The sequence below is a fragment of the Streptomyces sp. NPDC005435 genome (assembly GCF_040703155.1).
GTDB lineage: Bacteria > Actinomycetota > Actinomycetes > Streptomycetales > Streptomycetaceae > Streptomyces.
Genome location: NZ_JBEXEQ010000017.1, coordinates 73,892 through 86,660, shown reverse-complemented (window position 1 = coordinate 86,660; position 12,769 = coordinate 73,892). Strand labels below are relative to the sequence as shown.

11 protein-coding genes are annotated in these 12,769 nt (G+C 73.8%); 6 read left to right on the top strand and 5 right to left on the bottom strand.

From position 1 onward, the window contains the following. The first annotated feature begins 68 nt into the window (after positions 1 to 68). The gene (locus AB0898_RS22230; protein ID WP_366804684.1) at positions 69 to 1,592 is read left to right on the top strand and encodes an MFS transporter; all 1,524 of its coding nucleotides are present in this window, start codon (positions 69 to 71) and stop codon (positions 1,590 to 1,592) included. Then, complete coding sequence (locus AB0898_RS22225) at positions 1,589 to 2,191, top strand: TetR family transcriptional regulator (RefSeq protein WP_366804683.1); 603 nt, start codon at positions 1,589 to 1,591, stop codon at positions 2,189 to 2,191. The genes AB0898_RS22230 and AB0898_RS22225 overlap by 4 nt, the downstream gene beginning before the upstream one ends. A gap of 1 nt (position 2,192) precedes the next feature. Here the strand turns inward: AB0898_RS22225 and AB0898_RS22220 are convergent, their stop codons facing one another. Next, positions 2,193 to 3,095 carry a LysR family transcriptional regulator gene (locus tag AB0898_RS22220; protein WP_366804682.1) on the bottom strand — a complete coding sequence of 301 codons (903 nt, stop codon included), beginning with the start codon at positions 3,093 to 3,095 and terminating at the stop codon, positions 2,193 to 2,195. A gap of 152 nt (positions 3,096 to 3,247) precedes the next feature. On the opposite strand from AB0898_RS22220, the gene AB0898_RS22215 reads away from it, so the two are divergent. Both AB0898_RS22215 and AB0898_RS22210 read left to right on the top strand, forming a co-directional pair. Beyond that, positions 3,248 to 4,141 carry an SDR family oxidoreductase gene (locus tag AB0898_RS22215; RefSeq protein ID WP_366804681.1) on the top strand — a complete coding sequence of 298 codons (894 nt, stop codon included), beginning with the start codon at positions 3,248 to 3,250 and terminating at the stop codon, positions 4,139 to 4,141. A gap of 45 nt (positions 4,142 to 4,186) precedes the next feature. Continuing rightward, the gene (locus tag AB0898_RS22210) at positions 4,187 to 4,675 is read left to right on the top strand and encodes a DUF6328 family protein (protein WP_366804680.1); all 489 of its coding nucleotides are present in this window, start codon (positions 4,187 to 4,189) and stop codon (positions 4,673 to 4,675) included. A 20-nt stretch (positions 4,676 to 4,695) separates the two neighbouring features. Here AB0898_RS22210 and AB0898_RS22205 read toward each other — a convergent pair whose 3' ends face one another. From AB0898_RS22205 to AB0898_RS22190, 4 genes are all read right to left on the bottom strand, one after another. After that, on the bottom strand, positions 4,696 to 5,343 hold the full coding sequence (locus tag AB0898_RS22205) for a DUF2238 domain-containing protein (RefSeq protein WP_366804679.1): 648 nt from the start codon (positions 5,341 to 5,343) through the stop codon (positions 4,696 to 4,698). 74 nt (positions 5,344 to 5,417) lie between these two features. Then, the gene (locus AB0898_RS22200; protein ID WP_366804678.1) at positions 5,418 to 7,082 is read right to left on the bottom strand and encodes a protein kinase domain-containing protein; all 1,665 of its coding nucleotides are present in this window, start codon (positions 7,080 to 7,082) and stop codon (positions 5,418 to 5,420) included. Between the two features lie 95 nt (positions 7,083 to 7,177). After that, positions 7,178 to 7,855: an AIM24 family protein gene (locus tag AB0898_RS22195; RefSeq protein ID WP_366804677.1), complete on the bottom strand. Its 678-nt coding sequence runs from the start codon at positions 7,853 to 7,855 to the stop codon at positions 7,178 to 7,180. Positions 7,856 to 7,949: 94 nt separating this feature from the next. After that, positions 7,950 to 9,152: a serine hydrolase domain-containing protein gene (locus tag AB0898_RS22190; RefSeq protein WP_366804676.1), complete on the bottom strand. Its 1,203-nt coding sequence runs from the start codon at positions 9,150 to 9,152 to the stop codon at positions 7,950 to 7,952. A 309-nt stretch (positions 9,153 to 9,461) separates the two neighbouring features. Here AB0898_RS22190 and AB0898_RS22185 point away from each other — a divergent pair, with 309 nt between their 5' ends. Together AB0898_RS22185 and AB0898_RS22180 are read left to right on the top strand one after the other, a co-directional pair. Then, on the top strand, positions 9,462 to 11,249 hold the full coding sequence (locus tag AB0898_RS22185) for a M4 family metallopeptidase (RefSeq protein WP_366804675.1): 1,788 nt from the start codon (positions 9,462 to 9,464) through the stop codon (positions 11,247 to 11,249). 223 nt (positions 11,250 to 11,472) lie between these two features. Then, on the top strand, positions 11,473 to 12,669 hold the full coding sequence (locus AB0898_RS22180) for an SGNH/GDSL hydrolase family protein (protein WP_366804674.1): 1,197 nt from the start codon (positions 11,473 to 11,475) through the stop codon (positions 12,667 to 12,669). Positions 12,670 to 12,769 lie beyond the last annotated feature (100 nt).

The window sequence follows — 12,769 nt, the reverse complement described above, 5'->3', positions numbered from 1 at the left end:
GTGAACAGGCATTCACTGGATAGGGTGAATAGTCATTCACCAGTCACGCACATTCCGCAGGAGCGTCCATGGAGTCGTCCGCCCCCATACCCGAGCCGTCCGGCGGCCTCGCGGCGCCGCCCCGGCTGCGGGAGCGCCTCACCATCCCCGTGCTGGCGTCGGGCGGCATCCTCATGGCCGTCATGCAGACCGTGGTCGTCCCGCTCCTGCCCGACCTGCCCCGGCTCACCCACTCGTCCCCGGCCGCCGTCTCCTGGATGGTCACCGCGACCCTGCTCTCCGGCGCCGTGCTCACCCCCGTGCTCGGCCGCGCCGGTGACATGTACGGCAAGCGCCGGGTGCTCACCTCCGCGCTCCTGCTGATGACCGTCGGCTCGGTGCTGTGCGCGCTGTCCTCCGACATCGCCGTGCTGATCGCGGCCCGCGCGCTCCAGGGCGCCGCCGCCTCCGTCGTCCCGCTGTCGATCAGCATCCTGCGCGACGAACTCCCGCCCGAGCGGCGCGGCTCGGCCGTCGCGTTCATGAGCTCCACCGTCGGCATCGGCGCCGCCCTTGGTCTTCCTCTCGCGGCGCTGGTCGTGCAGTACGCCGACTGGCACACCATGTTCTGGCTGACCAGCGCCCTCGGCGCGCTCGGCGTCTCGGCCACCTGGTGGGCGGTCAAGGAGTCCCCGGTGCGGGAGCCCGGCCGCTTCGACGTCGTCGGCGCGCTCGGCCTCGCCACCGCCCTGGTCGCTCTGCTGCTCGGTGTCTCGCAGGGCGGCCAGTGGGGCTGGGGCAGCCCCCGCGTCCTCGGCCTCTTCGCCGTCTCGGTGGTCGTGCTCGTGCTGTGGTGGCGCCAGCAGCTGCGGGCCCCGCGTCCGCTGGTCGACCTGCGCCTGGTGACCCGGCCCCGGGTGGGCCTGTCGCACATCGCGGCGCTGCTCACCGGGTTCGCGTTCTACGCCAACTCGCTCGTCACCGCCCAGCTCGTGCAGGCGCCCAAGGCCAGCGGCTACGGCCTCGGCCTGTCCATCGTCGCCACCGGTCTGTGCCTGCTGCCCGGCGGCGTCACCATGCTGCTGTTCTCCCCGCTGTCCGCCCGTATCTCCGCCGCGCGCGGCCCGCGCATCACCCTCGCGCTCGGCGCGGCCGTCATCGCCTGCGGCTACGCGCTGCGCATCGCGGACAGCCGCGACCTCTGGATGATCATCCTGGGCGCCACCGTGGTCGCCACCGGCACCACGCTCGCCTACTCCGCGCTGCCCACCCTGATCCTGCGCGCCGTACCGGCCGCCGCGACCGCCTCCGCCAACGGCGTCAACGTGCTCATGCGGACCATCGGCCAGGCCGTCTCCAGCGCCGCCGTCGCCGCCGTGCTCGTCCACCACACGAGCCTCGTCGGCGGTGTCCCGGTGCCCACCCTGCACGGCTATCTGCTGGCCTTCGGGATGGCCGGCGCCGTCGCCCTGTTCGCCTGCGCGGCAGCGCTGACCATCCCGGGGGACTCCACCGGGGACGGCGACGACGGCGGCACCCGGCGCTCCTGGGGGGCCCGGGGCGCCCGGGGCGGCAGCCGGAGGACCCGCGCCGGCGCCCTGGAGGACGCGTGAGCACCCCGGACACCCCCGACGTCCCGGCCGCCGCCCCGCAGGGCACCGCGCGCCGGGACGCCGAGGCGACCAAGGCGGCCATCCTCAAGGCCGCCCGCCACCTCCTGGCCCGGCACCCGCACGGCGCCATCACCCTGAAGGCCGTCGCCGAGCGCGCCGGGGTCAGCCCGCCACTCGTGCTGAAGTACTTCGGCAACAAGGACGCCCTCTTCGCCCGCGTGATGTCCTTCGACACCGACGCGGACGACCTGCTCGACGCGCCCCTCGATGCCCTCGGCCGGCACATGGTCCGGCACGTCCTGGCCAGCCAGCGCGAACGCGGCACCGACCCGCTGCTGCGCATCGTCTTCGCCCCGCTGCACGGCGACCACGGCGACATCCTGCGCGCCAACTTCCGCGCCCAGGTGACCGAACGCCTCGCCGCCCGGCTCACCGGCCCCGACGCGGGCCTGCGCGCCGAACTCGCCGTCGCCGCCGTCGTCGGCCTCGGCGTGATGTACGGCATCGCGCGCGGCCCCGGACTGCGCGCGGCCGACGCCGACGCCGTGGCCGACCGCTACGGCCCGCTCGTCCAGGCCCAGCTGACCCCGGGCGCCTGACTCACTCGGCGACCCCGGGACCGGTGAGCAGCGCCTCGGCGCACTTGCGGAACTCCGTCACCAGCCGTCCGCCGTCCCCGGCCCGGGTCGCCACCGCCACATGGCACGGCTCGACCCCGTGCAGCGGCACCGTGGTCAGATCCGGGCGCGGCGGACGCAGGCCGGGCACGCCCGCCGCCAGCGCCAGCGACTGGCCGGAGGCGACCAGCTCGAACTTGTCCTCGATGTTCTCGATGAGCGGTCCGTCCGGCGCGGGCCGCCCGTCCGGGCGCGGGTCGATCCGCCAGAACGCGTCCCACAGCCGGTCCGTGACGCGGGGCAGCGGCTCGTCCGCGATGTCGTCCAGCGTGACCGACTCCTTGCCCGCGAGCCGGTGGTCCAGCGGCAGCACCACCACGCGCGGCTCGTCGTAGAGCACGGTCACCCGCAGGCCCTCGGTGACGAACGGCAGCCGGGTCACCAGCGCGTCCACCCGGTGCCCGGTCAGCGCCTTGCGCGCCTCCTGCCAGGGCAGATGCGCCGTGCGCACGTCCGCGTCCGGGAACCGGCGGCGCAGCTCGGCCACGGCCGGGGTGACGATCAGCCCGGTGGTGTACCCGACGGTGATCCGGCTGGGCTCGGCGGCGGCCCGCGCGGCGGCCGCCGCCTGTCCGGCCGCCCGCAGCAGCGACCGCGCGCGCGGCAGGAACACCTCGCCCGCCTCGGTGAGCCGCGTGCCCTGCGGGGTGCGGTCCAGCAGACGCGCACCCAACTCCCGCTCCAGACGCCGTACCTGACGGCTCAGGGACGGCTGGGTGATGTGCAGCGCGGCCGCCGCGCGCCCGAAGTGGCGGTGCTCGGCGACGACCGTGAAGTACCGCACCAGCCTGAGGTCGAGATCCGCGTCGGCGGGGGAGTCGGACATGTCCCCAGCGTACGGCCCTCTGTCGAGCGGGCGCCTTGACCTGCGGTGATGCCCGAAGCGTATTGCGCGATACGGAACAAGCTTTGGACGCGGGCGCACTGCCCGGCCAAGGATGGAAGCACTCCCACCCATCGTTCGAGGAGAGCAACGACATGCGCGTTTTCGTCACCGGGGCCACCGGATTCATCGGCTCGGCCGTCGTACCCGAACTGATCGGCGCCGGGCACGAGGTCGTCGGCCTAGCCCGGTCCGACGAGGGGGCCGCCCGGCTGATGGCCGCGGGCGCCGAGGTGCACCGGGGCGGCCTGGCCGACCCCGAGGACCTGGCCCGCGTCGCCGACAGCGCCGACGGCGTGATCCACCTCGCCTTCGTCCACGACTTCGCCGACGTGCGTGCGGCGGGCGAGACAGACCTGAACGCCATCCGGGCCATGGGCGCCGCGCTCGCCGGCTCCGGCCGGCCGCTCGTCGTCACGTCCGGCACCGCCATCGGCCCGACCGGCCGGCTGATCACCGAGGCCGACGCCCCCGCCCCCGGCACCCACCGCACCGCCTCCGAGGAGGCCGCGACCGCGCTGGCCGAGGACGGTGTGCGCTCCTCCGTGGTCCGGCTCGCGCCCACCGTGCACGGACGCGGCGACCACGGCTTCGTCCCCCGCCTCATCGCGGTCGCCCGCGAGAAGGGCGCCGCCGCCTGCGTCGGGGACGGCGCCAACCGCTGGCCCGCCGTCCACCGGCTCGACGCCGCCCGGCTGTTCCGGCTCGCCCTGGAGAAGGCACCCGCCGGACAGCGCCTGCACGCCGCCGCCGAGGAAGGCGTGCCGTTCCGGCGGATCGCGGACGTCATCGGCCGTCACCTGGACGTCCCGGTCCTCGGCCTGACGAGCGAGGAGGCCGAGGCCCGCTACGGCTTCGTCGGCCGCTTCGCCGGCGTCGACAACCCCACGTCGAGCACGCTGACCCGCGAACTGCTCGGCTGGCAGCCGGTGGAGACCGGACTCCTCGCCGACCTGGAGGAGGGCCACTACTTCCGCGAGACGGACTGACCCCGGGCCGGTTTGAAGAAACCCGCGGGCGGTTAACTGCACCGCATGACCGAGGAGGGAACGCGCACAGGCCGTAGCGAGACCGAGGAGGAGCGGGCCGACCGGCGCTGGGGGGAGCTCATCCAGGAGGTCCGGGTGGCCCAGACCGGCGTCCAGATCCTCTTCGGCTTCCTGCTCACCGTGGTCTTCCAGCCCAAGTACGGCGAGCTGGCCCGCACCGACCAGATCATCTACATCGTCACGGTCGTCCTCGGCGCCTGCGCGACCGGCGCCCTCATCGGCCCGGTCTCCCTGCACCGCCTGGTCTCCGGACGCCGCGTCAAACCCCGCGCGGTACGCCTGGCCGGCCGGCTCACCTTCGTCGGCCTGATCCTCCTCCTCGCCACCATGGCCTCCTCCCTGCTCCTGATCCTGCGCGTCGCCACCCACGACGGCTACGTCCCCTGGCTGGTCGCGGCGGTCGTCGCCTGGTACCTCACGTGCTGGTACGGCCTCCCGCTCTGGGTACGCCACCGGCACACCGACCGGGACTAGCGCCGGGACCGGTGCCGGGACTAGCGCCGGGCCTCCAGCGCGGCCAGCTGCCGGTCGTGGACCCTGCTCAGCAGCAGTAGGGACAGCACCGCGCCGATCAGGGCGCAGAACATGTCCCACTGGGTGTCCCAGACATCGCCCTGGGTCGCCAGGAAGGCGTCCGCGCCGTGGCCGCCGATCTCGGCCGCCGCCCACTCCAGCAGTTCGAAGCAGGCGCTGAAGGCGAGACAGGCGCACACGGTGAGCGGCGCCAGCCAGCGGCTGCCGCGCAACGGCGAGGTGCGGCTGAGGAGTTCACGGACCAGGATCGCCGGCACGAAGCCCTGCATCAGATGGCCGAAGCGGTCGTACGGGTTGCGGCTGAGGTGGAAGGTGTCCCGGACCCAGTCGCCCGCGGGCACCTCGGCGTAGGTGTAGTGGCCGCCGGCCGCCAGGACCAGGGCGTGCGCGGCGAGGAGACCGCACAGCAGGCCGGTCAGCGGGAAGCGCCGCCAGGTGAGCAGCACCAGCGGCAGCCCGATCAGCACCCAGAAGGTCTCCAGGAACCAGGTCGTACGGTCGCGCACGCCGATCGCGGAGACGGCGAGTCCCAGAACGGCGACGCCCGCGAACAGCAGGGGCGGTATCCGGCGGGGCACGGTGCGCGGGGCGGAACGCACGGTGGTCATGGCGGCCTCCAGGCGGGGGTCGGGGAGCCCCCATGGTGGCGTCGCCGGGCCGCACCGGTCATGAGTACGGCTACTCAGGCGCGGAAGGTACGCAGCGCGGTGCGCAGTACGGTCCGGTTCGCCGAGTCGTCCCAGTCGGACGCCGGGGTGGTGAAGCGCAGGGAGTAGCCCCGCCCCCCGCCGAGCACGAAGCCGCGCCCGAAGGTGTGCGTGCGCGCCTGCCCGGTGCCCGACAGCCACTCCATGTCGGCGGCCGGATGGCCCTGTTGCTCGGTGGCCTCGATCTCGCCGACCCGCTGGTAGCCGTCCTCCTGGGCGAGCCCGGGTTCGACGTCGTCGCGCCACACGGCCACGGGGTCGGAGCCCACCCGTTCGCTGTAGGTGACGGCGAGGGTGGGGGAGGAGTCGCCGCCAGGGCCGAAGGTGACCCGGTACGAGTTGGCGGCGCCGGACCTGATCCCGAGGCGCCGCCACTCCTCGGGCAGCGCGAGCGAGAAGCCTTCCGGGGCGGTGTACGCGCGGAACCCGGCGGGGAGGGCGGCGCCTGTCGGGGTGCCGGGCGTCAGGGTGGCGTGGCCCTGGGTGCGGCCGGAGGACGGGGTGGTGGTGGGGCCCTTGCCGGGGGCCGTGCCGTGGCCCGGGGCGGCGTGGCTCGGGCCGGGGGGCGTGGCGCCGCCGGGGCTCGCGGCGGCCGACGTGCCCGTGCCCCCGGCCGCCCCGGAAGGCCGCGCCCCCGCGACCCTCTCCGACGACTGGTGCGCCACGGCCAGCGCGGCGGCGGCCACGGCGGCGACCGCCAGGCACACCCCGGCCACCAGGGCCCGTCTGCTGCGCAGGGGACCGCCGCCCGGCGGGGCCGCCTCCGCCTCCGTCACCGCGTTGGCCCCGGGAGCGGGCACGGGGGCGCCGTACGCGCCGGCGTCCTCCTCCAGCACCCGCACCAGCGACGCCCGCGCCACCGGACGGGTCAGCCGTTCGCGGGAGTTCTTGCGCAGCAGCCCCTCCATGGTCCGGGTCAGCGGGCCCGTGCGCAGCGGGGCGCGCAGCGGCAGCCGGTCCACGGCCCGCAGGGTGGCCTCGGTGCGGCCCCGGTCGCGGAACGGCGGCCGGCCCTCGGTCATCGTGTAGAGGATCGCGCCGAGCGCCCACAAGTCGGCGGCGGGGCCGATCCGTTCGTCCCGGGCCTGCTCCGGTGAGGCGTACGACGGCGCCGCGACCCTCGGGGCGAGGGTGGTGCCCGCGAGGCCGAAGCCGGCGAGCACGACCGTGCCGCCGTCCCGTACGAAGATCTGGCCCGGGCTCAGCTCGCCGTGGGTGATGCCCTCCTCGTGCGCGGTGCGCAGCACGTCCAGCACCTCAAGGCCGATCCCGGCCGCCCGTACCGGATCGAACGGGCCCTCCTCCTGAAGGAGTTGGGTGAGCGGTACGCCGTCGATCCACTGGGCCGCCGTCCACAGGGTGCCCGGCTCCACGACGGCGTCGATCACCGAGGCGACCCCGCCCGGGCACAGCAGCCGCATGGTCTCGGAGGTGCGCACCACCCGGGACCTGGTCCGGCGCAGGGTGTCCGGGTCGGACGTGGACGGCAGCGCGGTCCGGGTCACCAGGCAGGCGCGGTTCTCCCGTACGTCCTCGGCGCGCCACCACTCGCGGCCGGTCTCCCGGGCGAAGACCTCCACGAGCCGGAACCGCCCGGCGACCAGTTCATCTGCGACGACGTACGCCTCGGCCATGGCCATCCCTCGCTGTAACCCTGCCGTTGTCTCCCAGGGTTACGCGAAGGTCACGGTGGAGCGTTCAAAACGATCGTGTTCCGGCCATTCCTGACGGGTCGTCAGTGCTGCTGCGCCGACTGCGGGGTCACCTCGCTCGGCCGCACCACCACGACACCGTCGCCCCGGAGCATCAGCTGCACGGCCTCGCCCGAGCCGCCGCGCAGCATCGAGCCGAAGGACTGGGAGCGGTGCAGCGACGTGTCGAGCCCGGCCGTCCAGCCGACGACGGCGTCCGTGTCGACGTACACCGGGTTCTCCGGGGACACCGGGATCACCAGCGGGTTGCCCTCGCAGACCAGGCCGAGGCGGCCGTGCCCGCTGAACACGCTGTTGAACAGGCCGCCGCCCGCGATGCCGGAGCCCTTCACGGTCTTTATCTCGTAGGAGAGCGTGGCGTCGAAGCACAGGACGTTGCGGCCGTTGACCGTGAACCGGTCGCCGGGCTCCACCTCGACGACGAAGCAGTTCTGCGCCTCGTGCGCGAACCACGCCTCGCCCCGGCCGCGCACCGTCATCAGCGGCAGCCCCTCACCGGTGACGGCGCGCTTGATCATGCCGCCGATGCCCTGGCCCTTGTGCTCGAACTTCAGCTCGCCCCGGTGCGCGACCATCGCGCCCTGCCGGGCGAGCATCTCGCCGTTCACGGTGTACTTCAGACACTTGGCGTTCTCGACGGTCAGGCCCGGCTCCACGGCCGGGCGCACCATGTGCTCGCTGGAAAACAGGTCACCCTTCATGCGGGGCATGGTGTCCCGGAGGGGCGCGTTCCGACAAGATCGCGGAGCGCGCCTGTCCGGGACCCCCAAGACGGCGCCTGTCCGGGCCCCGCCGCTACTGCCGCAGATCCCCCTCGCGCTCGTGCAGTACGGTGCCGCGCCGGGCCGTCCTGGCCGGCTTGCCGCAGAACGCCGACTCCAGGGTGCCCGCCAGGGTGTCCAGGACCTGGCCGTTGTTGGAGGTGTTGACCAGCGCGGTGAGGCTGCGGCCGCCGTCCTTGCTGGTGAACGCGTAGGTGTAGTAGCCCTGTACGGCGCCCGTGTGGCCGTAGACCGAGACGCCGCAGGACAGGTCGCGGCGGCGCAGCCCGAGGCCGTAGGCCGTGGTGCTGTTCACCTTGCTGAAGCGCTCCATCTCGGCCAGGCGTGCGGCGGAGAGCAGCCGGCCGCCCACCAGCGCGGAGTAGAAGGTGTTCAGGTCCTTGGCGCTGGAGATGATCGCGCCCGCGCTCTGCGCCCAGGACACGGTCTGGGCGGTCGCGTCGACGAGCGGCGCACCGGCCTTGTCCGGGGTCAGATAGCCGCGCGCGGAGCGGCCGGGGATCTTCGTGTCCGGGTGGACGTAGAAGGTGTCGGCCAGCTTCAGCGGCTTGATGACGCGGCTCTGGTACTCGGTCTTCACGGAGTGCCCGGTCAGCTTCTCGATGAGCAGGCCCGCCACCACGAAGTTGGTGTTCGAGTAGGAGTAGGCCGCGCCGGGGGCGTTGGTGCGGGGCTTCTTCAGGGAGAGCGCGACCAGTTGGCGGTAGGTGAAGACCTTGTTCCGCACGGCCTCGAAGCCGGAGACGCTCTGGGCGAACATGTCGTTGCTGAAGTCGTACAGCCCGCTGCGGTGGCTGAGCAGATGGCGGACCGTGATGCGGTCGTCGGGGAGCAGCCCGGGCAGATAGCGGTTCACCGGGGCGTCGAGGTCGAGCTTGTGCTCGTCGGCCAGTTGCAGCAGGACGACCGTCGAGAAGGTCTTGGTCACGCTGCCGATCCGGAAGCGGTCGCCGGTGCTCATCGCCCGCTTCGCGCCCCGGTCCGCCAGGCCCCGGCTGATGAGATACGTCCTGCCGCGGTCGTCGATCCGGGCGGCGGCGCCCGGCGCCCCCTGTTCCCGCGCGGTGCGCAGCACCCTGTCGACGCCCGCCGTGTCGGGTGCCGGGAGCGCCGCCGCGCGACGCGGCGCCTCGTCCGCCGCCCGCGCCGGGGCCGCGAGGAGAGACAGCGCGACCGCTCCGAGTACCGCACCCCTGCCCACCGTTGCTGAGACCATCCGGTTCCCACTCCTCGTCCACGCGGTTGTTGATGCGACTTCGGTCACATTCCGGCCTGGAACCTAGGGGATTGAGGCGGAATCCCGCGCTCCGACACACACATGGTCAATCACTGATCACTCTGTGACGTATATTCGCAAAGGATTGTCATCGGGAACCGCGAAATGGATCATTCCGTGTTTACGTGGCCATGACTCATCCGGAAGGGTGAACGCGAGGCCCGGCCCCGGGCCTCCTGGTGCCCAACGGCGCCATGTCGCAAGGCGGTTGGCGCGCCCGGCCGCCTTCGGACAAAGGAACCCTTCCTCGTGCGCAGACCGCACATACGCAGTGTGGCCGTCGCCGTCGCGGTGACGACGGCCATCACGGGCCTGGTCGGCACGGCCGTCGCGGGCCCCACCTCCGTGGACGCACGGGCCGTTCTCAACACCGCCAGGACCGCCCCGGTGGTCCACGCCGCGAGCGCCGCGGCCTTCGCCCACGCGGCCGAGACCGGAGTCGCCACCGGCGACGAACTGGAGCCGCAGGACGTGATGTTCGACCCCGAGGGGGGACGCCACGTCCGCTTCACACGCACCCACGACGGACTCCCGGTCCTCGGCGGCGACCTCGTCGTCCACCTCGACGGGAAGCTCGCCTACGCGGGCGTCACCCGCGCCGCCGACCACGCGGTCCGCCCCGCCACCACCGACGCCAAGGTGACCCCGGGCCAGGCGGCGGCCGCCGCGGCCCAGGCGGCCGGCGGCCAGGCGGGCACCCCGCAGCTGGTGGTCGACGCCCGCGGCGGCTCCGCCCACCTCGCCTACCAGGTGCCGGTGACCGGCAGCGGCCTCGACGACGACGGCGGCTCCCACACGGTCGTCGTGGACGCCCTCACCGGCCACGTGCGCAGCGACACCCCCGACGCCGACGAGTTCATCTCGCCCAAGCTGGTCAGGGCCCTGCGCAGCCACGGCGAGACCATCGCCCCGGCCACCGGCAGCGGCACCACGGCCGCGGCGAGCCCGCTCGTCGCCGGGGTGGCCGCCTCGAAGTACCCGGCCACCGCGCACGGCACCGGCAAGACCCTCTTCGTGGGCAGCGTCGGCCTGACGACCACGCAGACCTCGAAGGGTCACTTCCAGCTCAAGGACCCGAACCGGTACGGCACCGAGACCCGCGACGCCAAGAACCGGATGTCGGAGAAGTTCAGCTCCGGCACCAAGATCACCGGCACCTCCAACACCTGGGGCAACGGCAAGACGACGAGCCGCAACAGCGCCGCCGCCGACGCCCAGTACGGCATCTCCAAGACGCTGGACTTCTACCGCACGACCTTCAACCGCAAGGGCATAGCCGGCGACAGCAAGGCCGCCCGCGCGATGGTCCACTGGGGACGCTCGGTCGCCAACGCCTTCTGGGACTCCGAGTGCGGCTGCATGCTGTACGGCGACGGCGACGGCGACATGATCAAGAAGCCGCTCGTCGTCCTCGACGTCACCGGCCACGAGCTGACCCACGGCGTCGTCGACGCCACGGCCCAGCTGGAGCCGACCTTCGTCGACAAGGACGGCAACCAGTACGGCGAACCCGGCTCGCTGAACGAGTCGCTGGCCGACATCTTCGGCTCCAACGTCGAGTTCTACGCCAACAACGCCAAGAACCCGCCGAACTACCTGATCGGCGAGAAGCTCGGCCTCAAGCAGAAGTTCCTGCGCCGCCTGGACCACCCGTCGCTGGACAAGCTGGAGCAGACCGTCGACTACTGGTCGCCCGCGGCCTACTCGACCGAGGTGCACGCCGGTTCCGGCGTCTCCTCGCACGCCTACTACCTCCTCGCCGAGGGCAGCGGCAAGAAGACGATCAAGGGAGTCGCCTACAACTCCCCGACCTACGACGGCGGTTCCGTCAAGGGCATCGGCCGCACCAAGGCCACCGCCATCTTCTACCGCGCCCTGACCCGGTACATGGTCTCCACCACCGACTTCCACGACGCGCGCGTCGCGACGCTGAAGGCGGCCAAGGACCTGTACGGCGCGAGCAGCACCGAGTACAAGACCGTGGACCGGGCGTGGGCCGAGGTCAACGTCACCGCGGCCAACACCCCCGCCTCCTGACACACGGCGGCCGCACGGCGCCACAGCGCCTGCGGCCGCCCCTTCGGGACCCCTGGACGCCCCGCCCCCGCGCGGGGCGTCCGCACGTCCGGCACCGGCCGGACCGTCCATCGACATGCGCGCGCGGGCCCCCCGGTGGGACCATGACACGCGTGGGGTACGCGGAAGTCACCCGGCCGGTCCGGGAGTCCGGCGCACCGGCCGCTGCCCGGGAGCGGGCCCGGTGACCGGCCGCCTGGGGCGCGCCTGCCGGGCCGGCGTCCTGCTGCTGGCCGCCCTCGCCCTGCAGCCCCCGCCCGCCGCCCATCCCGCCGGGGAGACCGCCCACGCCCTCGGCGTCGTCACCTGGGCCGCGAGCGCCCAACGCCTCGGCGACGCCCCGGCCGGCCGCGGCTACCGGCTCGTCGTGCGCACCAGCGTCGGCGGCAGCGGGCTGCGCGTCCGGCTGTCCAACGCCTTCGGGGACCGCCCGCTGCGCGTCGGCGCCGTCTACGCGGGCCTGCGCGAGCGGGGCGCGGCCGTGCGCGACAACCGCCGGCTCGCCTTCCACGGCCGCCCGTCCGTCACGGTCCCCCGGGGCGCCGCCGTCTGGAGCGACCCGCTGCGCGGCCATGTCCCCGCCGGCACCCTGCTCGCCGTCAGCCTGTACACCCCGGACGCCGCGGGAGAAGCCACCGGACACGCGATGGCCCTGCGCACCTCGTACACCTCACAGGGCGACCACACCGCCGACGGGAGCGCCGCCCCCTGGACCGCCACCACGGACTCCTGGTGGTACCTCGACGCCGTCTCCGTACGCCCCGACCGCCCCGCCACCGGCGCGGTCGCCACGCTCGGCGACTCCATCACCGACGGCCGGGACTCCACCTTCGACCGGGACCTGCGCTGGCCCGACCTGCTCGCCGGGCGGCTGGCCCGCACACCGCTCGCGGGCGTCGCCGACGCGGGGATCTCCGGCAACCGGGTCCTCACCGGCGGCGACACCAGCGCGCCGGGCCGTCTGGACCGGGACGTGCTGGAGCTGCCCGGCGTGCGCACCGTGATCCTCTTCGAGGGCGTCAACGACCTCAAGGACGGCACCGGTGTCACGGCCGCCGCCCTCTTCGCCGGATACCGGGAGATCGTCCGGCGGGCGCACGCGGCCGGGATGTGCGTGACGGGCGCGACCGTCGCACCCTTCCAGGGCTGGCCGGAGTGGAGCCCGGCGGCGGAGGCCGTGCGCCGCGAGGTCAACCACCGGATCCGCACCGGCGGCGACTTCGACGCCGTGGCGGACTTCGACCGCGCCCTGCGCGACCCCCGCCACCCCGAGCGGCTGCGGCCCGCCTACGACAGCGGCGACCACCTCCACCCGGGCGACCTGGGGATGCGGGCGCTGGCCGACGCGGTGGACCTCGGCCGGCTGCGCTGCGCCCGCTGAACCGGGGTGAACCGGCGGGGACCGCTCCGAACCGGCGGGGACCGGCCCCGAATCGGCGAGGACCGGCCCCGAATCGGCGAGGACCGGCTCCGAACCGGCG

Excerpts from the sequence above, each read along its gene's own strand:
- AB0898_RS22230 (WP_366804684.1), top strand. The coding sequence starts at position 69 with ATGGAGTCGTCCGCCCCCATACCCGAGCCGTCCGGCGGCCTCGCGGCG.
- AB0898_RS22220 (WP_366804682.1), bottom strand. The coding sequence starts at position 3,095 with ATGTCCGACTCCCCCGCCGACGCGGATCTCGACCTCAGGCTGGTGCGG.
- AB0898_RS22215 (WP_366804681.1), top strand. The coding sequence starts at position 3,248 with ATGCGCGTTTTCGTCACCGGGGCCACCGGATTCATCGGCTCGGCCGTC.
- AB0898_RS22210 (WP_366804680.1), top strand. The coding sequence starts at position 4,187 with ATGACCGAGGAGGGAACGCGCACAGGCCGTAGCGAGACCGAGGAGGAG.
- AB0898_RS22205 (WP_366804679.1), bottom strand. The coding sequence starts at position 5,343 with ATGACCACCGTGCGTTCCGCCCCGCGCACCGTGCCCCGCCGGATACCG.
- AB0898_RS22200 (WP_366804678.1), bottom strand. The coding sequence starts at position 7,082 with ATGGCCATGGCCGAGGCGTACGTCGTCGCAGATGAACTGGTCGCCGGG.
- AB0898_RS22195 (WP_366804677.1), bottom strand. The coding sequence starts at position 7,855 with ATGAAGGGTGACCTGTTTTCCAGCGAGCACATGGTGCGCCCGGCCGTG.
- AB0898_RS22190 (WP_366804676.1), bottom strand. The coding sequence starts at position 9,152 with ATGGTCTCAGCAACGGTGGGCAGGGGTGCGGTACTCGGAGCGGTCGCG.